A 24,861-nucleotide genomic window follows, 5' to 3' on the forward strand; every position below is an offset into this window, starting at 1 on the left:
TTTCAGGCGGCCGCGCGAGCGCGCGGCCGGACGAGGAAGAGGGACAGGACGACCGCCACGTAGGAGACCCACGCGACGGCCTGCAGCACCGACGTCCGCTGCGAGTAGTTGAAGAAGCCCTTGAGCAGCGCGCCGTACCAGGAGTCCTCCGGCAGCACGTCGCTGATGTCGAACGCGAGCGTGTCGAGCCCCGGCAGGATCGCCGCCTCCTGCAGGTCGTGGATGCCGTAGCTGAGCACCCCGGCCGCGACGAAGACGAGCAGCACGCCCGTGACGGTGAAGAACCGGCCGAGGTCGAACCGGATGGCCCCCGCGTAGAGCCCGGCGGCGATGGCGACCGCCACCGCGATCCCGCCGAGGAACCCGATCAGCGGCTGCGTCGTTCCCCCACCCGCGGCCTGCACGCTGGAATAGAAGAAGACGGCGGTTTCGAGCCCTTCCCGGGCGACCGACAAAAAGGACACGACAACGACCGCGAGCGGTCCGACGTTGAGCGCTTCGTCCATTTTGCCGCGCAGCTCGGCCGCGATCGTCTTGGCGGCGCGCCGCATCCAGAAGATCATTCCCGTGACGAACGCGACCGCGATGACCGACATCGTCCCGCCGAACGCTTCCTGCTGCTCAAAGGTCATGCTCGCACCGGCGAAGGTGATGACCGCCCCCGCCGTCACGGAAAGCACCAGCGCGGTCACCACGCCGACCCAGACCCACTTCAGCGCGTACCTTCTGTCCGTTTTAACCAGAAATGCGATCAGGATGCTCACCACGAGTGCGGCCTCAAGCCCCTCCCGCAGCCCGATCAGGCCATTTGCGAACAGCATCCGACGCCTCCGTGAATCAGGTCGGCCTGAATTTAGGTAAGGCTCACCTGTATGTCCAGCCGCCGACAGTGCCGTTTGCATCACGGTTCACGCAGCCACCCGCTTGCCGGGAGCACGTAGCCTGGGTCTCGTGGTCCCGCCGTCCGCACCCCGAAGCCGCTCGCGCAACGCCGCCATCTTCGGCCGCATCGTCCTGGTGCTGCTGCTGATCGTGGTCGTGGCAGCAGGAGCGTGGGGCCTGGGCGCCCTGAACCGCCGCTCCGCAGCCCCCCTCGGCCCGCCGCCGTTCCTCGTCCCCCTCCAGGAGGTCGAGCCCGGCGCCGCCGCCCCCGGCAACGCCGTCGCCCCGAACCCCGCCACCGGCGACAGCCCGCTGACCGAGTGGGCCACCCGCGTGGCGTCGAAGACCGACATCCCGGCCCGCGCCCTGCACGCCTACGCCAACGCGGACCTGACGATGCAACGCGACGCCCCGGCGTGCCGCATCTCCTGGGCCACCCTCGCGGGCATCGGCCGCATCGAGTCCCACCACGGCAACATCAACGGGGCCCGCCTCCAGGACAACGGCCTGCCCTCCCGCCCGATCATCGGCATCCCCCTGGACGGCTCCCCCGGCGTCAAGGCCATCCACGACACCGACGGCGGCCGCTTGGACACCGACACCACCTGGGACCGCGCGGTGGGCCCGATGCAGTTCATCCCCGGCACCTGGAACCGCTGGGCCAAACGCGCCGCCCCCGACGGCCTCCCCGCCGACCCGCAGAACATCGACGACGCCGCCCTCACCGCGGCCCGCTACCTGTGCGGCGGCGGTGCCCGCGACCTCGGCACCGGCGCCGGCTGGTGGGCCGCCGTGCTCGCCTACAACAACTCCGTGGAGTACGGGCAGAACGTGTTCAGCGGGGCTGACGCGTACGCACGGGCCAGCATGCCGTAGTCAGGCCTGGTTGCGGTGGCTCGCTGAGGCGGACGGCCGGCTGGGGTCGGCGGCGGAACCGGGGCGCGCCCTTCCCGGAGCCGACGACGGCACCGTCGTCTCCGAAGGAACCACCGACGCAGAAGAAGGCGGCGGCGGAACCACGCTGGACGTCACCACCGGCCGAGAGCTGTCCGAAGTAGACGGCGAAACCGAAGAGTCCTCGTCCCCGGGCACATCGGGCTCCTCGTTCCGCCCCACCGCCGACGGCTTGGACGAGGACACCGGCACCCGCACGGTCTCGGTCACCGTCGTGCCCACCACCTGCGTCCGCGTCGCCGGCCGCGCCCCCTTCAGCTCGCGCGCCTGCCCTTGCACCACAACGGTTTCGGTGATCGTGGAGGTGGTGAGCGCGTCGAACGGCTCGGTCCACCACTGCGAGGTGGGCCTGGTGGCCGGCGGGGCCGCCAGAGGGGCTTCCTCCGGCGACCCCGTCAGGGCGATCAGTGCGAACATGCCGGTGAGCGCCAGGAACGGGACGACGACCACGGCCCCGAAGCACCCACGGCCACTGCGCGGCTCTTCACGGTGACTCATCTGCGACACACCCCCGCACGAGGACAACTGTTCCGTCTTGTTGATCGTCCACAAGGAACAGTGCGTCACAGTTCTTCAGCCACACGATGGTGTACTCACGCGAGAGGCGGCAACTCCGGAGCGTGAGCTGCCGGTGAAGACGAAAGCCTTTCCAGAGTAAGGGAGACGGCACGTTCGAGTTGGGGGTCGCGGCCGGAAACGCGGTCCGCGGGGGTCATGACCACCTCGATGTCCGGGTCGACGCCGTAGTTCTCGACGTCCCAGCCGTGGCCGTTGAAGTACGACGCGTACCTCGGCTGGGTGACCATCGTGCCGTCGACCAGGGAGTAGCGCATGTCGATGCCGATCACGCCGCCCCACGTGCGGACGCCGATGACCGGGCCGATGCCCAGCTCCTTGATGGCCACGTTCACGATGTCGCCGTCGGAGCCCGCGAACTCGTCGGCCACCGCCACGACCGGGCCGCGCGGGGCGTCCTGGGGGTAGCTCTCGGACGCGGTGTAGCCGCGGGCGACGGACCAGCCGATGACCTTGCGGCCGAGCTTCTCGATCACGAGCTGGGAGGTGTGGCCGCCGCCGTTCTCGCGGACGTCCAGCACCAGGGCCTCGCGGGTCAGCTCCACGCGCAGGTCGCGGTGCAGCTGGGCCCAGCCCGCGCCCATCATGTCCGGAACGTGCAGGTAGCCGACGCGACCGCCGGACTTCTCGTGCACGAATGCGCGTCGGCCGACCACCCAGTCGTGGTAGCGCAACGGCTCCTCATCGGCCAACGGCACGACCACGACCCGACGCAGTTCGCCACCACCACCGGGGCGCACGGTCAGTTCGACGGGCTTGCCCGCCGTGCCCACCAGCAACGGCGCGGGGCCGCCCAGTCCGACCGGACGACCGTCCACGGCCACGATGGCGTCGCCCGCGCGCACGGCCACCCCTGGCGCCGTCAGCGGTGAACGGGCGTGCGGGTCGGAGGTCTCGCCGGGGATCACCCGGCGCACGAGCCAGGAGCCGTCGACGCGTTCCAGGTCGGCGCCCAGCAGGCCCTGGCGGCGGGACGTCGGCACGTGGTGCGCCGAGCCCCAGACGTAGGCGTGGGACGTGCCGAGCTCGCCCTGCACCTCCCACAGCAGGTCGACGAGGTCGTCGTGGCTGCCGAGCTTCTCGACCAGCGGGCGGTAGCGGTCGAGCTCGCCCTGCCAGTCGACGCCGCCCATGTCGGTGCGCCAGAAGTTGTCGCGCATGAGACGGCCGTTCTCGGCGTACATCTGCGCCCATTCGAGCGCCGGGTCGACGACCACGCGCACCCGCGCCAGGTCGATCTCGACGTAGTCGGCCGAGTCCTCGTCGGCCTTGCTGTCGGTCGGCACGACGCGCAGGTCACCGCGGTCCTCGACGACCATCCGGCGGCCGTCACCGGACACCGCGAACGCGTCCGCGCTGTCGGCCAGGCACTCGGTCTTCTGCTTCGCGAAGTCGAACCGCTCCAGCACCGTGCGCGGCGGGCGGGCGTCCGGGGTGGCCAGGTTGTCGCCGAGCACCCCGAGCAACGGACGGCGCAGCCACAGCAGGCCGCCGCGGGCCGCGCGCAGGCCCGAGTACTCCGCACCGGGCACGGGCACCGGCACCACGCGGCCGGCCAGGCCGTCGATGTCGACCTTCGACACCGGGGGCTTGTCGTCGTCGTCCGAGGAGTCCTTGTCGTCGTCCTCGTCGTCCACGGGACGGCCGCCGCGCGTCGGGGCGAACGGTGACGGCGTCGTCGCGGCCAGCGGCACCAGGTACGGGCGGCAGCCGGTCGGGAACGACAGGTCGAAGACGTGCGCGTCGTAGACCGGGTCGAACGTCCGGACCGACAGGAACGCCAGGTGCTTGCCGTCCTCGGTGAAGGCCGGCGAGAAGTCGGCGAACCGCAGCGGCGTCACGTCCACGACCGACAGGTCCGTCACGTTCGCCATCTTGATGTGCCGCAACGGCGTGGGGCCGGGGTGCGACCACGCGAGCCACGCCGAGTCGGGCGAGAACGCCAGGTTGCTCACGTTCGCGTTGGCGCCGGAGACGACCTCCCGCACCTCGCCGGAGGCGATGTCCACCAGCAGCAACCGGCCGTCGTGCGTCCCGACCGCCACGCGCGACCCGTCCGGCGCGGCGACCAGCGACAGCACCCGGCCGAGCTGACCGGACGCGACGCGGCGGGCGGTGTTGCCGGGCTCGACACCGCCGACGGGCGCGATCTCCAGCGCCTCCTCGCCCTCGACGTCGGTCACCCACACCACGTGGCCCGTCTCGCCGAGGACCTTCGGCAGCCGCGCGCGCACGTCGGAGCGTTCGGCCAACGCGCGCACGGGGCCGTCGCGGTGCGTCACCCAGTGCACGGAACCGCGCACCTCGACGGCGGACGCGCGGCCGGTGTGGTCGACGCTGAACGAGTCGACGTTGCCGGAGGCCTTGACGTGGTGCTGCTGCAGGCCGGTGCGCGGCCCGCCCAGCCGGATGTCGAGCTTGCGCAGCTCCGACAGGCCCTCCAGCAGCCACAGCTCACCGGCGGAGTGGAAGATCACCCGTGAACCGTCGGTGGAGGCGTTGCGGGCGTAGAACTCCAGCTCGGTGTGACGCCGCAGGTCCGTGCCGTCCGGCGCCACCGAGTACACGCTGCCGACGCCGTCGTGGTCGGACAGGAACGCGATCCGCCCGTCCACCCACATCGGGTTCGTCAGCGGCGACTTCAGGTCCACCAGGATGCGGGCGAACTCGCCGTCGCCCGCCTCGTCCACCCACAGCTTCCCGGCGGTGCCGCCGCGGTACCGCTTCCAGTAGGAGGGGTCCTGCATGTAGCTGGACGAGGTGACGACCTGCCCGTCCGGGCCGAACGAGACGTCGTTGACCCACCCGAACGGCAGCAGCTCTGGCGGTTCGCCGTCGAGCGGCACGGCCCAGGCCTGCTTGCGGTGCCGGGACATCTGACCGGTCGTCGAGACGGCGACCACCCGGCCGTCCGGCGTCCAACCCGACACCGCCGTGCGGGCGACGCCGAAGTGCGTCAACCGGCGTGCGGGGCCACCGTCCACAGGGGCCACCCGCACCTCGGGGGCCCCGTCGATCCAGCTGGCCCAGGCCAGCTGGGTGCCGTCGGGCGAGAACCGCGGCGAGCGGACGGGTACCTGGTCGGCGGACGCGCGCCAGGCCCTTCCTCCGCCGACGGGGGCGAGCCACACGTCGTCCTCGGCCACGAACGTCACCAAGTCACCGCGAAGGTGCGGATACCGCAGGTAAGTCACGTGATCGACGTTAGCCCACCGTCACCGGTTCAGGAGGGCCAAAAGCGACGCCAGTCCTCCGCTGTCACAGATTCCAGACCTTCGGCCCGTGCTTTCGCTTCGGCATCCCGCACCCTGGCGGCGAACTGCCTGCACACCTGGCGCAGCTCCGTCTCCGGGTCCTCACCGGCGAGCCTGGCCAGCGCGGTCACGGCGAACAACGTCGTGCCCGTGTCGTCGCCCTCGGGCAACAGGTCGACCGGGAGACCGGCGCGTCCGGTGCGCTGCACCAGCTTCGCGGCGAGCGCGACCGCCGGCTGACCGAGCGCCACACCGTCCACACTGGACTCGCGGCGCTTCTCGGCCTGCTTGAGCTCCTCCCAGCGGTGCTCCTGCGAGGTCGCGTCGTGCACGGCCGGGTCGTGGCCCTCGAACACGTGCGGGTGCCGGCCGACCAGCTTCGCGACCAGCTCGGCGGCCACCGCGTCGATGTCGAACGGGTCCTCCGCGTGCTCCGCCGCGACGCGCGCGTGGAACAGCACCTGCAGCAGCACGTCGCCGAGCTCTTCGCGCATCGCTGCCCTGTCGCCGTCCTCGATGGCTTCGAGCAGCTCGAACGTCTCCTCGACCAGGTACTGGCGCAGCGAGTCGTGGTCCTGCTCGGCGTCCCACGGGCACCCGCCGGGCGACCGCAGCCGGTGCATCACCGCGGCCGCGTCGAGCAGCCCGGCGCCCAGCGGCTCCGGCGTGGTGATCACGGTGGAGCCGGGGTAGGCGGAGGCGGAGGTCGTCAGCACCACGGCACCGTCTTCCGGCACCTCGGGAGCGGCCCCGTCGACGCCGTACGCCGACCAGGACTCCACCGGCACGCCCTCGCCCGCGTACACGGCGGTGGCCGTGCGCAACGCGGGCAGGGCGGCAGCGGGGAGCACGGCGCCGAGCCGCTCGCTGAGGACGACGACGGTGATCAAGACTTCTTCTGGTTCGCGCTCACGCCGACGAAACCGGCCTGCTCGCCGGCCTTGCCGACGACGGTGGCACCGGTCGGGTCCCACACGCCGTAGCGGGGGTTGACCTCGATGTCGAGGTCGGCCGCGTGGAACTGGGCGATCCGCAGGCCGAACGCCGCGAGCAGCCGCGGGTCCATCCGGTCGGCCAGCTCGTCCTCGCCCGGCGTCGCCGGGACCGTGGTGCGCTCCTTGACCAGCGCGACCATCCAGCTGGCCTGCTGCTCGTCGGCGGGGAACGCGACGACCGTGCCGGGCTTCACGCCCCACAGCATGGTGTGCACGAGCGAGGCGTTCTCGGAGACGCGGACCTTCTGGTTCGTGGCCGAGGCCTGCTGACCGCTGGAGGTGCGCGGTGCCTCCTGCACGAACCTGGCGAACTTCGCCGGGTCCGCCGCGGCCTCCCTGGCCTTGTCCTTGGCTTCCTTCGGGTCCTTGACCTGGAAGAAGTCGATCGTGATCTGGAGGGTGGAGAGGTTGCGGCGGGCCAGCTCACCCATGATCATCGCGTCGCGCTGGCGGCGGTGGATCGTGGTGGCGTCCTGCTCGCTCTGCTTGGCCGCCTCCTCCGGACCGCCGCGCTCCTGGATCGCGTCGTACACCTTGGTCTCGTCGACCGAGATGTTCTCGCGCTGCCCGGCGTACTCGGCGATCTTGTGGGTGATCTCGTCGGCCAGCACGAGCCGCGAGACCTGGTCCAGCTTGCCCTGGTCCTGCATCTGCTGGGCGGCGGGTTCCTTCTTGAGCACCGTGATGGTGCGATCCTGGACGGTCTTCAGATCGATCGCCTGACCTCCGACGATCGCGGCCGAACCGGCCTTCGCGGGCCCGGCGGCGCATCCGGTGGCCAGCAGGGCCACAGCAACACCGACCAGCGAGAAACGCTTCAGAACAGTGCTCACGGGGATCAGCCTCTCACGCCGTGGTGACTCCGGTCACGGGAGTCCCCGCCAGAGAGCCGAGGAACGCGCCACACCAGTCGAGCAGCTCCTGGTCCCGCAGCTGCGGTGCGCCCATCCGGCCGCCCGCCGCTCCCTCCGTCGGCCTAGGCACGGTGACCGTGCCCACCGCCTGCTTGTAGACGGCCTTGGGGAACAGCCGGCGCAGCCGGACGAGCTGCGAGTCGAGCAGCTCCAGCTTCGCGAACCGGATGTTCTGGCCCATCGCGATCACCTCGGTGACCCCGTGGCGGCGGCAGGTGTGCCGCAGCCTGGCCACGCCGAGCAGGCGCTCGACCGGCTCCGGCGGCGTGCCGTAGCGGTCCTTGAGCTCGTCCCAGACGGACTGGAGCGCGGCCTCGTCGGCGGCGGCCGCGATCTTGCGGTAGGCCTCCAGCCGCAGCCGTTCGCCGGGCACGTAGTCGTGCGGGATGTGCGCGTCGACCGGGAGGTCCACCCGCACCTCGGCGAGCTCCTCCTCCTCGGCACCGCCGTCGGCGCCCGCGTGCTTGCGGAACGCCTCGACCGCCTCGCCGACCAGGCGCACGTACAGGTCGAAGCCGACGCCCGCGATGTGACCGGACTGCTCGGCGCCGAGGATGTTGCCGGCGCCGCGGATCTCCAGGTCCTTCATGGCGACCGCCATGCCGGCTCCCAGCTCGGTGTTCTGCGCGATCGTCGCGAGCCGGTCGTGCGCGGTCTCGGTCAGCGGCGTCTCGGGCGGGTAGAGGAAGTACGCGTACCCGCGTTCGCGGCCGCGGCCGACGCGACCGCGCAGCTGGTGCAGCTGGGCGAGGCCGAGCAGGTCGCCGCGCTCGACGATCAGCGTGTTGGCGTTGGAGATGTCGAGACCGGTCTCGACGATCGTGGTGCAGACGAGGACGTCGAACTCGCGTTCCCAGAAGCCCTGGATGATCTTTTCGAGCTTGTCCTCGTTCATCTGGCCGTGCGCGGTGACGACCCGCGCCTCCGGGACCAGCTCGCGGATGCGGCGCGCGGCCTTCTCGATCGACGAGACCCGGTTGTGCACGAAGAAGACCTGGCCGTCGCGCAGCAGCTCGCGGCGGATCGCGGCACCGACCTGCTTGTCGTCGTACGCGCCGACGTAGGTGAGGATCGGGTGCCGCTCCTCCGGCGGGGTGAGGATCGTCGACATCTCGCGGATGCCGGCGAGCGACATCTCCAGGGTGCGCGGGATGGGCGTCGCGGACATGGTCAGCACGTCGACGTGCGTGCGCAGCGCCTTGATGTGCTCCTTGTGCTCCACGCCGAACCGCTGCTCCTCGTCGACGATCACGAGGCCGAGGTCCTTGTACCGCACGGTCTTCTGCAGCAGCCGGTGCGTGCCGATGACGATGTCGACCGCGCCGTCCGCGAGGCCCGCGACGGTCTGCTCGGACTCCTGCGGGTCGGTGAAGCGGGACAGGCCCTTGATGTTCACCGGGAACTGGCGCATGCGCTCGGAGAACGTGTTGAGGTGCTGCTGGGCCAGCAGCGTCGTCGGCACCAGCACCGCGACCTGCTTGCCGTCCTGCACGGCCTTGAACGCCGCGCGCACCGCGATCTCCGTCTTGCCGTAGCCGACGTCACCGCAGATGACGCGGTCCATCGGCACGCCGCGCTCCATGTCGGCCTTGACCTCGTCGATCGCGGCCATCTGGTCCTGCGTCTCGGTGAACGCGAACGCGTCCTCCAGCTCGCGCTGCCACGGCGTGTCGCTCGCGAACGCGTGGCCGGGCGCCGACTGCCGGGCCGCGTAGAGCTGCACCAGCTCGGCCGCGATCTGCTTGACCGCCTTGCGCGCCTTGGACTTCGTGTTCTTCCAGTCGCTGCCGCCGAGCTTGTTGAGCGTGGGCAGCTCACCGCCGACGTACCGGCTGACCTCGTCGAGCTGGTCGGTCGGCACGAACAGCCGGTCGCCGGGCTGACCGCGCTTGGACGACGCGTACTCCAGCACCAGGTACTCGCGGGTCGCTCCGGCGACGGTGCGCTGGACCATCTCCACGTACTTGCCGATGCCGTGCTGCTCGTGCACCACGAAGTCGCCGGCCTTGAGCGCCAGCGGGTCGACCGCGTTGCGCCGCTTGGACGGCATCTTGCGCATGTCCTTCGTGGACGTGCCGCCGCGGCCACCGGTCAGGTCGGTCTCGGTCAGCACGACCAGCGCGAGGTCCGGCAGCACGAAGCCGTCCTCGAGCGCACCGCGCACGACCGTGACCAGGCCTGCCTTCGGCGCCTCGTCGAGGGACTCGACGCAGACGGCCGGGACCTCGGCCTCCTTGAGCCGTTCCTCGGCCCGGTGCGCGGTGCCGGCGCCGGGCACGACGAGCACGGCCGCGCCGCCGGTCGCCGTGTGCGCCTTGAGGTCCGCGAACGCCCGCTCGACGTCGCCGGAGTAGGCCTCGACCGGCTTGACGTCGAGGTGCACCACGTCGGTGGCGTCGGTGGTGAGCCGGCTGAGCGTCCACCACGGACGGTCGCCGGCCCGCGCGCTCTCGGAGACCTCACCGATCCCCTGGTACGCGCTGCGCCCGAGGTCGATCGGCGCCTTGCCGCCGCCCGCGGCCGCCATCCACGACGCCTCCAGGAACTCCTGGCCGGTGCGCACCAGGTCGGCGGCGCGGGCGCGGATCTTCTCCGGGTCGTTGAGCAGCACGTGCGTGCCCCTGGGCACCACGTCCGTGAGCATCTGCAGCTCGCCGGGGCACAGCGCGGGGATCAACGCCTCCATGCCCTCGACCGCGATGCCGCCGGAGATCTTCTCCAGCATCTCCGCCAGGTGCGCGTCCGACCGGTGCTCCTGCGCCAGCTCGGCCGCGCGGTGCCGCACGTCGTCGGTCAGCAGCAGCTCACGGCACGGCGGCGCGACGAACTCCTGCACCTCCTCGGGCAGCGACCGCTGGTCCTGCACGGAGAACGGCCGGATCTCGCTGACCTCGTCGCCCCAGAACTCGACGCGGTAGGGGTGCTCGGCGGTGGGCGGGAAGATGTCGAGGATGCCGCCGCGGGTGGCGTACTCGCCGCGCTTCTCGACCATGTCGACGCGGGTGTAGGCGTTCTCGGCCAGCCGCGTGACGAGCTCGGCGAAGTCCTGCTCCTCGCCGACCACCAGGTGCACCGGCCTGAGGTCCCCCAGGCCGGGCGCCATCGGCTGGATGAGGCTGCGGACCGTCGTGACCAGCACCTTGATCGGGTTGCCCTCGGGGTGCCTGAGCCTGCGCAGCACCTGCAGCCGCGCGCCGACGGTGTCCGCGCGCGGGCTGAGCCGCTCGTGCGGCAACGTCTCCCAGCTCGGGAAGAACGCGACCCGGTCGTGGCCGATGAGGTCGCGGACGACGTTGGTGAGCTCCTCGGCCTCGCGGCCGGTCGCGGTGACGGCCAGGACGGGCCGGACGGTGGACAGTGCGGCGGCCACGAGCGGGCGGGCGGCCAGCGGGCCGTCGAGCGCCAGCTCGGGCACACCGGCGGAGTCGATCAACGTGCGGAGGGCCTTGTCGGGCAGGACACCGTCGAGCAGGCCGAGCAGCGGCATGATTTCCAAACCCCGTCGAGTGGGAGACGCCAGACAGACCCCTGCCTGGGGCGAGGGGTCTCGGCTGCCCACCATAGCCCGTTCCGCGACCACTCATCGGGTGGCTCCGGCGGGGGTCGAGCGGTCACGCTGGGTGCGCGGGGAAGAGACGGATCAGGGCTGGCTTCGACGACCAGACCATCGTGGTCCACCAGGCCTGCTCGCCCGCGATCGCCGGTCCGGCCGTTGCGGCGCAACGGTTCGTGCCGCCGTTCAAGCTGGAGCGGGTGCCGGCCGTGTGAATCACCGAGTGGACGGTCAGCATCACGGACGTGACCGGCCTTGCGCGCGAGGTGCACGCGGCGGTCCGCGCGAACGACGACGACACGGCACGCGCTCTGCCGCCGATCGAGCGGCCTTACGGCGCCGCAACGGCACAAAACGCATAGTTGGGACATGCGCGCACTCGTTGCTGCTGTCTCGGTCCTGGCCCTCGCCGCCTGCTCCTCCCCCGAACCGGGCGGCACCGCGCCGTCGAAGGCCCCCGCGCCGCAGGGCCTCCGGGTGGAGGAGGTCGCGGGCGGGTTCCAGCACGCCTGGGACCTCGGCTTCCTGCCGGACGGCTCTGTGCTCGTCACCGAACGCCCCGGCACGCTCAAGCTCGTCAAGAACGGCCAGGTCACGCCGGTCGACATCGACCTGACCGACCTGCAGGCGCGCGGCGAGGGCGGCCTGATGGGCCTCGTCGTCCACCCGGACGGGCAGCGCTTCACCACCTGCTACAACACGACCGGGGACGTCCGGCTGGTGACGTACCGGCTCGACGGCACCAAGGCGACGAAGGCGAAGGACCTGCTCACCGGCATGCCGTCGAACTCCAGCGGGCGGCACTCCGGGTGCCGGCCGACGCTCGGGCCGGACGGTGCGATGTGGGTGGCCACCGGTGACGTCGCGCAGGGGCGCAACCCGCAGGACCGGACCAGCCTGGGCGGCAAGGTGCTGCGGATCGACCCCGAGACCGGCGAGGGCGCCAAGGGCAACCCGTTCGAGTCGTCGGCCGACGCCAACGAGCGGCGGGTCCACAGCTTCGGGCACCGCAACGTGCAGGGCGTCGCGTTCCGGCCGGGCACCGACCAGGTGTTCTCCAGCGAGCACGGGCCGTCGGTCGACGACGAGGTCAACCTGCTGAAGGCGGGCGGCAACTACGGGTGGGACCCGTCCAGAGGCGGCACGCAGGGCGGGTACGACGAGTCCGTGCCGATGACCGACCTGCAGCGGTTCCCGGACGCGGTGCCCGCGGTGTGGTCGTCCGGGTCGCCGACGGAGGCGATCTGCCAGGCGGCGTTCTGGGGCGGCAAGCTCGCGATCACCGCGTTGAAGGGCTCGAAGCTGCTGCTGTTCACCCTCGACGAGGCCGGGAAGGTGCGGGACGTCAGCATCCCCGAGGAGCTGAACGACCGGTACGGCCGGCTGCGCGCCGCCCGCACCTCACCCGACGGGGCGCTCTACGTCACGACGTCGAACGGGTCGGGCGACAAGCTGCTCAAGCTCACCGGGGCCGCCTAGGGCCCGCAGCACCGCGGGCCCTCTCCACCACGTGGCCACCGCCGTGCCGCTCGACCCCTCGACGTACGGCGCGGTGCGTCCACCCGGGACATCGCTGCGCGGGGCCCGTTCCGTTTCGCCCTCTCAGGAACGGGACCGCAGCCGGGGCTCGTGCTCCAGCGCCGACAGGCCGTTCCAGGCGAGGTTGACCAGGTGCGCCGCCACCTCGTCCTTCTTCGGCCTGCGCGCCTCCAGCCACCACTGCCCGGTCAGGGCGACCATCCCGACCAGCGACTGCGCGTACAGCCCCGCGAGCCCGCGGTCGTAGCCCCGTTCCGCGAAGTGCAGGGCGAGGATGTGCTCGACCTGCGAGGCGATGTCGTTCAGCAGCGACGAGAACGTGCCGGAGGTGGAGGCGACGGGCGAGTCGCGCACCAGGATGCGGAACCCGTCGGTCGAGCCCTCGATGTAGTCGAGCAACGCGCAGGCGGCCTGTTCGAGCAGCTCACGCGGGTGGCTGCCGACCACCAGCGCGGTGCTGATCTGGTCCATCAGGCGGCGCATCTCGCGGTCGACGATGACGGCGTAGATGCCTTCCTTGCCGCCGAAGTGCTCGTAGACGACCGGTTTCGAGACGCCGGCGCGGTGCGCGATCTCCTCGACCGAGGTGGCCTCGAAGCCCTTCTCGGCGAACAGGGAGCGGGAGACGTCCAGGAGCTGCTCGCGGCGTTCCCCGCCCGTCATCCTGACCCGTGCCACCGAGCCAGCGTACGTGGCCGGGCTCACGGTCCGGCCCGCGGCGGTGGATGATCTGGCCATGGCCAGACGCAAGATCATCCGGATCACCGCAGCCACGCTGCTGTCCCTTCTCGTGCTGGTCACGGCGGCGCTGGGCGGCATCGGCTGGTACTACAGCGATGAGCTGCTGGTACCGGCCGAGGTGCCGCAGCGGTACCCGGAGACCTCCCTCGGCGGGGACGGCGACACCGTCGTGCTGGCCGAGTCGAGGCTGTCCACCCTGGCCGGCACGTTCGGCCTCGTCTGGCCGGGCGGCAGCGCCAAGGTCGGCGACGTGGCCGCGACGCGGAACGGCCGCGTCGAACGCCCGCTGCTGGAGGGCACCGCGCCGCCGGAGGGCACGCGGGTGCGCATCGAGACCGACGTCTACGAGGGCGACCCCAGGACCACGCTGGGCCTGACCTACAGCGAGGTCCGGGTGCCCGGTGAGCTCGGCGAGATGCCCGCGTGGCTGGTGCCGGCCGAGAACAGCGACACGTGGGTCGTCACCGTGCACGGCCGCGGCGCGTCGCGGGAGGAGGCGCTGCGCGTGGTTCCGCAGTTGCACAGCGCCGGGCTGCCCGTCCTGCTGATCACCTACCGCAACGACGCGGGCGCCCCCGCCTCCCCCGACGGCTTCTACCACCTGGGTGACACCGAGTGGCGCGACGTCGAGGCGGCCATCCGGTACGCGCAGGGCAGGGGCGCGCGGGAGGTCGTGCTCTACGGCTGGTCGATGGGCGGCGCGATCGTCGGGCAGACCCTGGCCCGCTCCGGCACGGCCGCCGCGGTCAGCGGGGTCGTGCTCGACTCCCCCGTCACCAGCTGGTCGAAGACGCTGGACCTGCAGGCGCGCAACCGGGGCGTGCCCACGTGGCTCACACCGGTCGCCGAGCTGGTCTCCGGCTGGCGCGCCGACCTCGACTTCGACCGCTTCGACCTGGTCCGCAACCCGCCGGCGGTCAAGCCCCCGACGCTGGTCTTCCACGGCACCGCGGACGGCACCGTGCCCGCGCAGTCGTCACGCGACCTCGCCGCCGCGGCGGGCGGTCTCGGGTGGCCGCTGCGGTACGTGGAGATCCCCGGCGCCGACCACACTTCGGGATGGAATGTGGCGCCGGACACGTACCGCAGGGAGCTCGGCGACTTCCTGACCAGCACGATCGGCGTGCGGCGGTGATCTCGCGGCGGATCACCGCCACGGCCGGTCGAGTGGTGGTTGGACAAGCGGAGCGGGTCTCGTGACAACATGTGCGCAGGACGGGCTCCGGCTCGTCCGTTCCGCCATGGTGTAAAGGCAGCACCTCGGATTTTGGTTCCGATGGTCCAGGTTCGAATCCTGGTGGCGGAGCTGGACACTGGTTCGCGTGGGTCTTCAGGAGGTGCGGAGCTGCCCGAGGAGACGGTCGACGAGCAGGGCAACGTGGGCCGCCGCCACCACGAGATGTCCGACGCGTGGCTGGTGGGCCGCGCGAGCGAGCTCGTCGCCGTGGCCCAGAGCAGCCACCTCGCCGCGCAGCTCGACGCGGCCAACGAGATCGACCACATCCTGGCCGAGGCGCAGGGCCGCGGTGAGCCCCGCATCGTCGCGCAGCTGCTGCGCGCCGCCGCCGTGGTCCGGCTGGTCACGCCCGGCCTGGTCGACATGTCGGACCCGCAGCTCGACGAGATGCTCGCGCACTGCCGCCGGCACGGCCTGATCGTGCTGGAGGCGGACGCGCGGGCGTTGCGCGGGCGCCGGTTCCTGCTGGGCAACGCCGAGGACAAGGCGCTCACCGAGATCGCGGCGGCGCTCGCGATGATGCTCGACGAGGAGCCGGAGCCCGACCCGGTCTTCGACAAGCGCACGTGGGACCAGCTGCTGGCCACGACGTTGCAGGACATCGCGCTGGTGCTGACCCAGCTGGGCGTCTACGAGATGGCCGACGACGTGCTGGCCCGCGCGCACAACGCGCTGTGGGAGAGCGGCCAGCCGCACCAGATCTACGTGCACCTGGTGAACCGCACGCGGTTGCGGATCGGCTGGGGCCTGCGCCTCGAACGGGTGAACTTCCGGCAGGAGGCCGATGAGCAGTTCCGGGTCGCCGCCGGGCTCGCCGAGGCCGCGGAGGTGCCGTTCCGGCAGTCGCTGCACCCCGGCCGGCGCGACCTCGACGCCGCCGAGCAGGTGCCGATCCTCGGTGCCGCGCAGGCGCTGACCCGCCCGAGCGAGGACCACCTCGACCGGCTGTGGTCGCTGCGCGGGCTGTCGATGTACGCGCGGGAGCTGATCATCGTCGCGATAGCGCTGGCCCGGTGCCTGGTCGAGGCCAACCGGCTGGACGACGCGCTGAAGGTGCTCGGCGACACCCGCACGCAGATGGAGCACGACACGTCGGAACCGTCGCTGTTGCTGTCGCTCGAACGCGAGTACGCGCACCTCTGCGGTCCACACACGACGTCCGCTTTGGAGGCCTACAACGCGGCGCTGGAGCTGGAGCTCTGGCAGATGCGCGAGTCGCGGGTCGCCACGCTGACGACGCGACGTGAACACGAACGGCTGACGCGCACCCACGGTGCGATCGCGCAGCAGGCGTTGCAGGACCCGTTGACCGGGCTGCCGAACCGGCGCGCGCTCGACGACAAGATGCGCGAGCTCATCTCGGGCGAGGTCTACCCGTTCTCGGTCGCGCTGGTGGACCTCGACGGGTTCAAGGGCGTGAACGACCGGCATTCCCACGCCGAGGGTGATGATGTTCTTCGGGTGATTGCCAGCACACTCCGCCAGGCCCTGCGCGGCGACGACATGGTGGCCCGCTACGGCGGCGACGAGTTCGTGGTGCTGCTGCCGGGAGCACCCCTGCACGCCGCGGAGGCCGCGCTCGGACGGGCGGTGGATGCGGTGGCAGGCCTGCCAATCGACCTCTCCCGCGGGGTGACGCTGTCGGTCGGCGTCATCTCGCTGCGCCCGCGTGAATCCGCCAACCAGGCCCTGTCGAGGGCCGACTCGGCGATGTACGTGGCGAAGCGCCAGGGCGGCTGCCGGGTCGCGGCCGTGGCGGGGGAGCCCTCCGCGGAGGCTTAGGCTGGTCCGCGGACTTCGAACCACCCAGCCTGTTAGGGAGAGCATTGATGCTCGAAGGCCCTGTCAGCACGGTCGTGCTCGCCGCCGGGGAAGGCACCCGCATGCGGTCGTCCACGCCGAAGGTGCTGCACCGGATCGCCGGACGGTCTCTCGTCGAACACGCGGTGCGTGCGGCGGCGGGCACAGACCCCGACCACCTGGCCGTCGTCGTCGGACACGGCCGTGAAGCGGTCACCGAGCACCTGGAGGCGCTGTCCGGCGCGCTGGGCCGCAAGGTCACCGTCGCCGTGCAGGCCGAGCAGAAGGGCACCGGGCACGCGGTCTCCTGCGGTCTGGCGGAGCTGCCCCACGACCTGGGCGGGACCGTGGTCGTGAGCTACGGCGACGTCCCGCTGCTCGACACCGGGACGTTCAGGGCCCTGCTGGCCGAGCACTCGGCCGCCGGCAACGCCGTGACCGTGCTGACCGCCGTGGTGGACGACCCCACCGGGTACGGCCGGATCGTGCGCGACCCCGACGGGACCGTGCAGGGCATCGTGGAGCAGAAGGACGCCTCCGCGACCGAGCGGCTGATCACCGAGATCAACTCGGGCGTGTACGCGTTCGACGCCGCCGTGCTGCGCGACGGCCTGTCGCGGCTGTCGACCGACAACGCCCAGGGCGAGCTGTACCTGACCGACGTGCTCGGCATCGCCCGCGGCGACGGCCTGCGGGTCGGCGCGCTGGTCGCGTCCGACCGCTGGCTGGTCGAGGGCATCAACGACCGCGTGCAGCTGGCCGCCGTGGGCGCCGAGATGAACCGCAGGATCGTCGAGGGCCACCTGCGCTCCGGCGTCACGTTCGTCGACCCGTCCTCGGCGTGGGTGGACGCGGACGTGCGGATCGGCCAGGACGCGCTGATCGAGCCGAACGTGCAGCTCCGCGCGGGCACGGTGATCGGCGCCGGTGCCGTGGTCGGCCCGGACACCACGCTGTCCGGCGTCACGGTGGGCGACGGCGCGTCGGTCGTGCGCACGCACGGCAGCGACTCGGTCATCGGCGAGCGCGCGAGCGTCGGCCCGTTCGCCTACCTGCGCCCCGGCACGTCTCTGGGGGTCAAGGGCAAGATCGGCACGTTCGTCGAGACGAAGAACTCGACGATCGGCGAGGGTTCGAAGATCCCCCACCTGTCCTACATCGGTGACGCCACGATCGGTGATCACAGCAACATCGGTGCAGCATCGGTAACCGTCAACTACGACGGGGTGAACAAGCACCGCACGATCGTCGGATCCCACTGCCGCACCGGCTCGGACAACATGTTCGTAGCGCCGGTGACGGTGGGCGATGGTGCTTACACCGGCGCGGGCACGGTCCTGCGCCGCAACGTCCCACCGGGCGCGCTCGCCGTGTCCGGCGGCCCACAGCGCAACCTCGAAGGCTGGGTCATCAGCCGGCGCGAGGGCACGGCAGCCGCCCAGGCAGCTGCCGCGGCACTCGCGCAGCAGAATTCCGAGAAGACTGAGGAGGGTCGCTGACCGTGAACCCGCAGATGCCCGGCACACCGAAGAAGAACCTGATGCTCTTCGGAGGGCGTGCCTACCCGGAGCTGACGGAAGAGGTCGCGAAGCACCTCAACGTCACCGTGACCCCGCAGCAGGCCTACGACTTCGCGAACGGCGAGATCTTCGTCCGCTTCGAGGAGTCGGTCCGCGGCTGCGACGCCTTCGTGATCCAGTCGCACACCGCGCCCATCAACCAGTGGCTGATGGAACAGCTGATCATGGTCGACGCCCTGAAGCGCGCCTCGGCCAAGCGCATCACCGTGATCCTGCCGTACTACCCCTACGGCAGGCAGGACAAGAAGCACCGCGGCCGCGAGCCCATCTCCGCCCGCCTCATCGCGGACATGTTCAAGACCGCCGGCGCCGACCGCCTCGTCTCGGTCGACCTGCACACGGCCCAGATCCAGGGCTTCTTCGACGGCCCGGTCGACCACCTGTGGGCCATGCCGCTGCTCGCGGACCACATCCGCGGCAAGTACGCGGGCCACGAGCTCACCGTCGTCTCCCCCGACGCCGGCCGCACCAAGCTGGCCGAGAAGTGGGCGGACACGCTCGGCGGCGCGCCGATCGCGTTCATCCACAAGACCCGCGACCCGCTGCGACCCAACGAGGTCGTCTCGAACCGCGTGGTCGGCAAGGTCGAGGGCCGCCTCTGCATCGTGATCGACGACATGGTCGACACCGGCGGCACCATCGCCGGCGCCGTGAAGCAGCTGCTCAGCGAGGGTGCCGCCGACGTGGTCATCGCCGCGACGCACGGCATCCTCTCCGGCCCTGCCACCCAGCGCCTGCAGGACTCGGGTGCCCGCGAGGTCGTGTTCACCGACACCCTGCCGATCCCGGCGGAGAAGCGGTTCCCGAACATGACCGTGCTGTCCATCGCGCCGCTGCTCGCGCGCGTGATCCAGGAGGTCTTCGAGGACGGCTCCGTCACCTCGCTGTTCGACGGCAACGCCTGACCTCCGTTCTTTGACCGCACGCGGGGACCTTTCGTACCGTCTGGGAGTACGAAAGGTCCCCGCGTGCGTTCGCGAGGACCCCCCGATTAGGCCTGTCGACGCCACTCACCTACACTGGTCGGGTTGCCTCGGCGAGGGCGAGCTCCACAGCTCGGCGTGATCGACGCGGTGGCTTGATGCCGCGCGTGTTGACCGTTTCCGCGCTGCTCGCCGCCGCTGGCCACCACCCCAAGCCTCAACCGCTGATACTTGTGCACCGCCCCGACGTACAAGGCCAGACTTGTAAGGAGTACCCCACCGTGTCCGAGGTTCGTCTCGCCGCTGAGCAGCGCACCGAATTCGGCAAGGGCGCCGCCCGCCGTACCCGTCGCGCCGGCAAGATCCCCGCGGTCCTCTACGGCCACGGTTCCGACCCGAAGCACCTGGCCCTGCCGGCGCTCGAGTTCGCCCGTGTCGTCCGCGAGCACGGTCAGAACGCCGTCCTCACCCTCGCCCTCGACGGCGGTAGTGAGCTGGCGCTGACGAAGACCGTCACCACGCACCCCATCAAGAACTACATCGAGCACGTCGACCTGCTGCTCGTCCAGCGCGGCGAGAAGGTCACCGTCGAGGTGCCGCTGGTCATCTCGGGCGAGCCCGCTTCGGGCACGCTGCTGACGCAGGACCTCAGCACGATCCAGATCGAGTCCGACGCGATGAACATCCCGGAGCAGATCGAGCTGTCGATCGCCGACGTCGCCGCGGGCACGCAGATCCACGCCAGCGACCTGACGCTGCCGGAAGGCGCCGCCCTGATCACCGACGCCGACGCTCTCGTCGTCGCCGTCAACGAGGCGCCGTCCGCGGCTCAGATGGAGGGCGACGACACCGCTGCAACCCCGGCCGAGGCCACCGAGGAGAGCTGAGCCCCATCACGTCGGGCCGGACACACGGCGCGCCACCCCCTCACGAGGGGGGAGGCGCGCCGTTGCAGTACCTGAGTCCGGCCGAGATCCGCGGTCGCACGTTCCGCCGCAAGCGCCAGGGCTACGACCCCGGCCAGGTGAACGAGTTCCTGCTGATCATCGCCGACGCGCTGGCCGGCCGGATGCGCCTCAACCCCGAGCACGTGCAGACCGTCCGGTTCGCCGCGGTGCCCAACGGCTACGACCCGCAGGCCGTGGACGAGCTGCTGCACCTGCTGGAGTTCCAGGTCCGCAACGGCGTCGTGCCGCCGACCGGCCTGAACACCGGCGCGGACCTGACGGCGCGCAAGATCCCCAGGTCGAGCACCGGCTACGATCGCGTCGAGGTCGACGCCTTCCTCGCCCGTGCCGCGGCCAACCTGGACGGCAGGGGCGCGATGACCTCCACCGAGGTCCGCAACACCCGGTTCAGCACCACGTCCGGTCTGCTGGGTCGCGGGTACCAGGTGCAGGCCGTGGACACGTTGCTGGACGAGATCGAGCAGGAGCTGCGCTTCCGTGGACGATGAGCTCGCCCGAGACGGCCTCGCGCTGATCGTCGGCCTGGGCAACCCGGGCCCGAAGTACGAGGGCAACCGCCACAACATCGGCTTCCTCGTCCTCGACGAGCTGGCCGCCCGCGTCGGCGGCAAGTTCAAGGCCCACAAGTCCGGCGCCGAGGTCGTCGAGGGCCGCCTGTCCGGCCGCCGCGTCGTCCTCGCCAAGCCGCGCAGCTTCATGAACCTCTCCGGCGGCCCCGTCTCCAGCGCGGCCAAGTTCTACAAGCCGGACCTGATCGTCGTCGTCCACGACGAGCTCGACCTCCCGTTCGCCGCGGTCAGGATGAAGCTCGGCGGCGGCGACAACGGCCACAACGGACTCCGCTCCATCACGAAGTCGTTGGGCACCAAGGACTACCACCGCGTGCGCTTCGGCGTGGACCGCCCGCCGGGCCGCATGGACCCCGCCGACTACGTGCTGAAGGACTTCTCCACCGTCGAACGCAAGCAGCTCGCCCTGGAGATCGACCGGGCGGCGGACGCGACGGAGGCCCTCATCTCGAAGGGCCTGGAAGCCGCGCAAAACGCCTTCCACTGAGCCGTGCGCTGAGCGCATGACCAACCGAAAGGGCCATGCCGCGTAAGCGCCGCCCCGACGTGCTCAAGGGCTTGTCCGGCCGGCTCCTCGCCGACCTGGGCCGCGTCGAACGCTCCCGCAACTACCTCGGCCCCGGCTCGGTCGAGCTCGCGCTCCGCGTCTGGACCAGCTGGCTCGCCTCTCCGGCACGGCACCGGTGGATGGACGAGACGCCGTGGGAGTGGGACCACTACCCGGAAGAAGATCCGTTCAGGGCCCGCGACCTCCTCGACGCCGTCGCCTGCGCGCTCCCCCGCACGAGCGCGCGGGAGCTGCGCAGGCGACTCGACGAACTCGATGACCTCTACTAGACCAGTGCGGCCGCCGCGGACCGCCGCAGCTTGCCCGACGGCGTCTTCGGCAACGTCCCCGGCGGCTGCACCACGACGGAGAACGGCCGCAACCCGACCGCGTCGACCACGCGGGCCGTGATCTCCTTGACCAGCACCTTCTCCGCGTCCGCGTCGCCGGCGAGCTTCGACTCGACGACCACGGCGAAGCGTTCGCGCTGGGTTCCGGCGTCCAGCCGCACGGCGACCGCGTTGCCCGCGCGCACGCCCTCGACGGAGCACGCGGCGCGTTCCACGTCGGTGGGGTAGATGTTGCGGCCGCCCATGATGATGACGTCCTTGCGGCGGCCGCAGACTACGACCTGGCCGTCCTCGACGACGTAGCCGAGGTCGCCGGTGGACAGCCAGCCCTCGGCGTCCTGCGTCGCCAGTGGACCGTCCACGGTCAGGTAGCCGGGGGTGACGGCGTCGCCGCGGAGCTGGATCTCGCCGACGCCGCGCAGGCCCATGACCTGACCGGTGTCGGTGACGACCCGCAGTTCCAGGCCGGGCAGCGGCGGGCCCAGCAGCGGGTAGGCGCGGCCCGTCTCGGACGGCACGGCCTGGCGCGAGGCCTCCAGCTCGTCGGCGTCGACGACGTCGACTTCCAGGCCGGTGTCCAGCGGCGCGAAGGCGACGCCCAGCGTGGTCTCGGCCATGCCGTAGGCGGCGAGGATCGACTCCGGGCGCAGGCCGAAGCGGGCACCGGCGTCGATGAACGACTTCACGGCGGCCGGGTCGATCGGCTCGGCGCCGTTGAGCGCCAGGCGCAGGGTCGACAGGTCGAACGAGTCGGACGAGGACGCCAGGCGGCGGGCCACGATCGCGTAGGCGAAGTTCGGCGCGGCGGTGATCGTGCCCCGGTGGCGGGTGATGAGGTCCGCCCACAGGGTGGGGCGGGCCAAGAAGTCGACCGGCGTGACCTTCACGAGCTCCAGGCCGAACAGCATCGGCACGGTCAGGAAGCCGACCATCCCCATGTCGTGGAACAGCGGCAGCCACGACACCATCACGTCGGACTCGGGGTCCAGCGCCGCTGCCTCGCGCATTCCGAGCGCGTTCGACATGAGGTTGCGGTGGGTGATCCGCACGGCCTTCGGGTCGGCCGTGGAACCACTGGTCAACTGCAGCAGTGCGGTGGCATCCTCGGGGGTGGGAACAGGGTTTTCGATCGGCTCGCCGTCGAGCTCGGACAGCTTCCGGTAGGCGATCCCGTGCTGCTCCAGCACGGGGGCCAGCGCGTCGAACGGGCTGCCGAGCAGCACCAGCCGCGAGTCGATCATGGCGAGCACCCGCACCGTGTCCTCGGCCCACTCGGCCAGGTCGGTGCGCGGTGTGGGTTGATGCAACATCGTGACGCTGCCGCCGCACAGCCACGCGGCCTGCACGGCCGGGGCGATGGCGGCGGGTTCGGCGGCGAGCACTGCGATCGCGGTGCCCGGCGCCACGTCGAGCGCACCGGCCACCCGCCGGGCGCGTTCGTGCACCTCGGCCCAGGTCCGGCGGACGGGCGCGGCGGGTTCCCCCGTCGTCATGCCCCTGTCCCTGCCGTTTGCGGCCGTCGCCAGCATCACATCCACGAACTGACTCATGTTCGTGATCGTAGTGGCGGCCTTTGGTCCATCAGGGCGAAACGTTGTGCCACGCGAAACGCGATACTCCCGAGTACAGGTACGCAGGAGGAGGTCATTGGTGGATCGGGGCGGCCCCGGAGCGCAGCATCGTCTGCCCGCGCATCCGGCACCTCTGCTCTCCGCGCAGGACGTGGCGCTCGTCGCGTTCCACCGCCCCCCGCAGGGGCGGCGCGGCTACGACGCAGCTGAGGTGGACGCATTTCTCGACCGGGTTGAGGACACCATGCGCAGCAAGGACATCCTCACGCGCGAGGACGTGCTGAACGTCAGGTTCCGCACGGCGACCCGTGATCCGGGTTATGACGTGAACGAGGTCAACGTGTTCATGGAGCTGGTGGCGGACACGCTGCGGTCCACTCCGCAACGCCAGCAGGCCGCCGCACCGGCCCAGGGCGCGCACGCCACGTCGCAGGCGCTCAGGCCCGCGGTGCGACTGTCCCCCGACGACGTTGCCGCCGTGCGCTTCCACAAGCCCAGACCGGGAACCCGCGGGTACCACGAGGGCCAGATCGACGCGTTCCTCGACCGCATCGAGGCCACCCTGCGCGGCGAGGACAACTTGACCGCCCAGCAGGTGCAGGACGCGGTGTTCGGTGAGACCGCTCCCGGCACGTTCGGCTACGACTCCGAGGACGTCGACACCTTCCTCGACCTGGTCGTGCTCATGTTCGAGACCGCTCCCCCGCCCGCACCCGCGGCCCCTCCGACGGCGCGGCTGCCGCAGCAGCGCCCGCTGCGCCAGGGACCGCCGCCGCGGCAGCAGCCCGCACCGAAGCCCCCGGCGGCACCACGTCCGCAGCTGCCCCCGCCGGTGCAGCCGCAGGCCGCACTGCCCGCCTCAGCGCGCCCCGAGGCCGTTGCGGACGGGAAGCTCACCGCGAAGGACATCCGCAACGTCGCGTTCCACCGCCCTCCCCGTGGCCGCCGCGGTTACCAGGAGTCCCAGGTGGACGCTTTCCTCGACCGCATCGAGGCGACCCTGCTGGGGCAGGACAACCTGACGGGCAAGGACGTCCGCGACGTCCGCTTCTCCCGTCCGCTGATCGGCCGCCGCGGGTACGACGAGACCGAGGTGGACGCGTTCCTCGCCCAGATCGAGCAGCAGCTCTCCGGGCCGGTGCGCAGCATGCCGCAGGTGAAGTCGTGGAAGGACCTGCGCCAGCTGCGCATCCCGCAGGCGGCGTCCGGCCAGCGCGGCTACCGCACCGCGCAGGTCGACCGGATGCTGGAGGAGATCGGCGTCGCGCTCGACGGCATGCTGGGGGCGACCTCCGAGGAGGTCGTGAAGACCCGCTTCAGCTACGCGCTGCTGACCGGTCAGGGCTACGACACGTCGTTCATCGACGAGCTGCTGCCCCAGCTGGCCGACGAACTGCGCCGCCGCGGCCGCTGACCCCTGTTGCTGCCGGCGTCTGCAAGTACTGCCAACTGCGAGTTGGTGGTACTTGCAGATGCCCTCAGCCGCACAGGGAGTTGGGCGAGGAGAAGTAGCTGATGCCGTACGCGGTGTCCGTGCCGCCGTTGCGGCTCCAAGCCGTCACGCACGGGTGCTTGTCGGCCGAGCTGTAGAACTTGCCGTCTTCCTTCCACTGGCCGGACAACGTCCGCGTCCTGACCTTGAACAGCAGGCCGCGTCCCTTGTCGACCGACGCGCAGTACCCGGGAGCCGCCTCACCCGACGCGCCGTGCGACCCGAGGAACACGATCTGGGCCCTGGCGCTGCTGCCCTTGCTGATGCACACGCTGTAGCGCAGCGTGTCGGCCGCCGCGGCGGTGCCGGCACCGCCCAGGGTCAACGCCCCGGTCGCCGCCAGCGCACTGGCCGCCGCGACGATCCGCCTGCTCCACAACACCTTCACACCCATGGGATCCGCACTCTCCATCCGT

Annotated in this window: 21 protein-coding genes, 1 tRNA gene and 1 pseudogene; 14 read left to right on the plus strand and 9 right to left on the minus strand. The window is 71.2% G+C overall.

Annotated elements, in window-relative coordinates:
* Positions 1 to 2: 2 nt before the first annotated feature.
* Positions 3 to 821 (minus strand): iron uptake transporter permease EfeU, encoded by an 819-nt coding sequence (gene efeU, locus ACZ7CD_RS13855; protein ID WP_360385884.1) that lies wholly within the window; start codon positions 819 to 821, stop codon positions 3 to 5.
* Between the two features lie 130 nt (positions 822 to 951).
* On the opposite strand from efeU, the gene ACZ7CD_RS13860 reads away from it, so the two are divergent.
* On the plus strand, positions 952 to 1,758 hold the full coding sequence (locus tag ACZ7CD_RS13860; protein WP_458429435.1) for a lysozyme family protein: 807 nt from the start codon (positions 952 to 954) through the stop codon (positions 1,756 to 1,758).
* On the opposite strand, the gene ACZ7CD_RS13865 is transcribed toward ACZ7CD_RS13860, so the two are convergent.
* The 5 genes from ACZ7CD_RS13865 to mfd are packed head-to-tail and all read right to left on the minus strand — an operon-like array spanning position 1,759 to position 11,062.
* Positions 1,759 to 2,388 carry a hypothetical protein gene (locus ACZ7CD_RS13865; protein ID WP_470378995.1) on the minus strand — a complete coding sequence of 210 codons (630 nt, stop codon included), beginning with the start codon at positions 2,386 to 2,388 and terminating at the stop codon, positions 1,759 to 1,761.
* 41 nt (positions 2,389 to 2,429) lie between these two features.
* Positions 2,430 to 5,606, minus strand: coding sequence for a S41 family peptidase (locus tag ACZ7CD_RS13870; protein WP_470378996.1), 3,177 nt, complete (start codon positions 5,604 to 5,606; stop codon positions 2,430 to 2,432).
* Between the two features lie 29 nt (positions 5,607 to 5,635).
* Positions 5,636 to 6,556 carry a nucleoside triphosphate pyrophosphohydrolase gene (locus ACZ7CD_RS13875; RefSeq protein WP_470378997.1) on the minus strand — a complete coding sequence of 307 codons (921 nt, stop codon included), beginning with the start codon at positions 6,554 to 6,556 and terminating at the stop codon, positions 5,636 to 5,638.
* Positions 6,553 to 7,494: a hypothetical protein gene (locus ACZ7CD_RS13880; protein WP_360385875.1), complete on the minus strand. Its 942-nt coding sequence runs from the start codon at positions 7,492 to 7,494 to the stop codon at positions 6,553 to 6,555. Before ACZ7CD_RS13880 ends, ACZ7CD_RS13875 begins: the two co-directional genes overlap by 4 nt.
* Positions 7,495 to 7,507: 13 nt before the next feature.
* Positions 7,508 to 11,062 (minus strand): transcription-repair coupling factor, encoded by a 3,555-nt coding sequence (gene mfd / locus ACZ7CD_RS13885; RefSeq protein ID WP_360385873.1) that lies wholly within the window; start codon positions 11,060 to 11,062, stop codon positions 7,508 to 7,510.
* A gap of 152 nt (positions 11,063 to 11,214) precedes the next feature.
* On the opposite strand from mfd, the gene ACZ7CD_RS13890 reads away from it, so the two are divergent.
* Together ACZ7CD_RS13890 and ACZ7CD_RS13895 are read left to right on the plus strand one after the other, a co-directional pair.
* Complete coding sequence (locus ACZ7CD_RS13890) at positions 11,215 to 11,343, plus strand: DUF4291 family protein (RefSeq protein WP_470379114.1); 129 nt, start codon at positions 11,215 to 11,217, stop codon at positions 11,341 to 11,343.
* A 154-nt stretch (positions 11,344 to 11,497) separates the two neighbouring features.
* A complete protein-coding gene (locus ACZ7CD_RS13895) occupies positions 11,498 to 12,607 on the plus strand; it encodes a PQQ-dependent sugar dehydrogenase (protein WP_360385871.1) in 1,110 nt (369 codons plus the stop codon).
* A gap of 123 nt (positions 12,608 to 12,730) precedes the next feature.
* Here ACZ7CD_RS13895 and ACZ7CD_RS13900 read toward each other — a convergent pair whose 3' ends face one another.
* Positions 12,731 to 13,330, minus strand: coding sequence for a TetR/AcrR family transcriptional regulator (locus ACZ7CD_RS13900; RefSeq protein ID WP_360386666.1), 600 nt, complete (start codon positions 13,328 to 13,330; stop codon positions 12,731 to 12,733).
* A gap of 73 nt (positions 13,331 to 13,403) precedes the next feature.
* Between ACZ7CD_RS13900 and ACZ7CD_RS13905 the strand changes: the two genes are divergently transcribed.
* From ACZ7CD_RS13905 to ACZ7CD_RS13945, 9 genes are all read left to right on the plus strand, one after another.
* Complete coding sequence (locus ACZ7CD_RS13905; RefSeq protein WP_470369473.1) at positions 13,404 to 14,543, plus strand: alpha/beta hydrolase family protein; 1,140 nt, start codon at positions 13,404 to 13,406, stop codon at positions 14,541 to 14,543.
* A gap of 100 nt (positions 14,544 to 14,643) precedes the next feature.
* Positions 14,644 to 14,714: transfer RNA gene (locus ACZ7CD_RS13910), tRNA-Gln, on the plus strand.
* Positions 14,685 to 16,427 carry a GGDEF domain-containing protein gene (locus tag ACZ7CD_RS13915; RefSeq protein WP_360385867.1) on the plus strand — a complete coding sequence of 581 codons (1,743 nt, stop codon included), beginning with the start codon at positions 14,685 to 14,687 and terminating at the stop codon, positions 16,425 to 16,427. Before ACZ7CD_RS13910 ends, ACZ7CD_RS13915 begins: the two co-directional genes overlap by 30 nt.
* Before the next feature lie 47 nt (positions 16,428 to 16,474).
* Positions 16,475 to 17,944: a bifunctional UDP-N-acetylglucosamine diphosphorylase/glucosamine-1-phosphate N-acetyltransferase GlmU gene (gene glmU, locus ACZ7CD_RS13920; protein ID WP_470378998.1), complete on the plus strand. Its 1,470-nt coding sequence runs from the start codon at positions 16,475 to 16,477 to the stop codon at positions 17,942 to 17,944.
* Positions 17,945 to 17,958: 14 nt separating this feature from the next.
* Complete coding sequence (locus ACZ7CD_RS13925) at positions 17,959 to 18,930, plus strand: ribose-phosphate diphosphokinase (protein WP_360386664.1); 972 nt, start codon at positions 17,959 to 17,961, stop codon at positions 18,928 to 18,930.
* Between the two features lie 299 nt (positions 18,931 to 19,229).
* Positions 19,230 to 19,835, plus strand: coding sequence for a 50S ribosomal protein L25/general stress protein Ctc (locus tag ACZ7CD_RS13930; RefSeq protein WP_360385863.1), 606 nt, complete (start codon positions 19,230 to 19,232; stop codon positions 19,833 to 19,835).
* A gap of 62 nt (positions 19,836 to 19,897) precedes the next feature.
* Complete coding sequence (locus ACZ7CD_RS13935) at positions 19,898 to 20,404, plus strand: DivIVA domain-containing protein (RefSeq protein WP_470374330.1); 507 nt, start codon at positions 19,898 to 19,900, stop codon at positions 20,402 to 20,404.
* A complete protein-coding gene (gene pth, locus ACZ7CD_RS13940; RefSeq protein ID WP_470378999.1) occupies positions 20,394 to 20,972 on the plus strand; it encodes an aminoacyl-tRNA hydrolase in 579 nt (192 codons plus the stop codon). Before ACZ7CD_RS13935 ends, pth begins: the two co-directional genes overlap by 11 nt.
* 35 nt (positions 20,973 to 21,007) lie before the next feature.
* On the plus strand, positions 21,008 to 21,322 hold the full coding sequence (locus tag ACZ7CD_RS13945; RefSeq protein WP_458429444.1) for a hypothetical protein: 315 nt from the start codon (positions 21,008 to 21,010) through the stop codon (positions 21,320 to 21,322).
* On the opposite strand, the gene ACZ7CD_RS13950 is transcribed toward ACZ7CD_RS13945, so the two are convergent.
* Entirely contained in the window at positions 21,319 to 22,932 is a 1,614-nt protein-coding gene (locus tag ACZ7CD_RS13950; RefSeq protein ID WP_458429445.1) for a fatty acyl-AMP ligase, read from the minus strand. The two genes, ACZ7CD_RS13945 and ACZ7CD_RS13950, sit on opposite strands and share 4 nt — an antisense overlap.
* A gap of 154 nt (positions 22,933 to 23,086) precedes the next feature.
* On the opposite strand from ACZ7CD_RS13950, the pseudogene ACZ7CD_RS13955 reads away from it, so the two are divergent.
* Together ACZ7CD_RS13955 and ACZ7CD_RS13960 are read left to right on the plus strand one after the other, a co-directional pair.
* Positions 23,087 to 23,191 (plus strand): annotated as a pseudogene (locus ACZ7CD_RS13955) (DivIVA domain-containing protein); the annotation flags it as partial.
* Positions 23,192 to 23,197: 6 nt separating this feature from the next.
* Positions 23,198 to 24,367 carry a DivIVA domain-containing protein gene (locus tag ACZ7CD_RS13960; protein ID WP_470379115.1) on the plus strand — a complete coding sequence of 390 codons (1,170 nt, stop codon included), beginning with the start codon at positions 23,198 to 23,200 and terminating at the stop codon, positions 24,365 to 24,367.
* Positions 24,368 to 24,431: 64 nt separating this feature from the next.
* Here ACZ7CD_RS13960 and ACZ7CD_RS13965 read toward each other — a convergent pair whose 3' ends face one another.
* Positions 24,432 to 24,839 carry a hypothetical protein gene (locus tag ACZ7CD_RS13965; protein WP_470379000.1) on the minus strand — a complete coding sequence of 136 codons (408 nt, stop codon included), beginning with the start codon at positions 24,837 to 24,839 and terminating at the stop codon, positions 24,432 to 24,434.
* Between the last annotated feature and the right edge of the window lie 22 nt (positions 24,840 to 24,861).

Source organism: Lentzea sp. NPDC036949 (assembly GCF_055608075.1).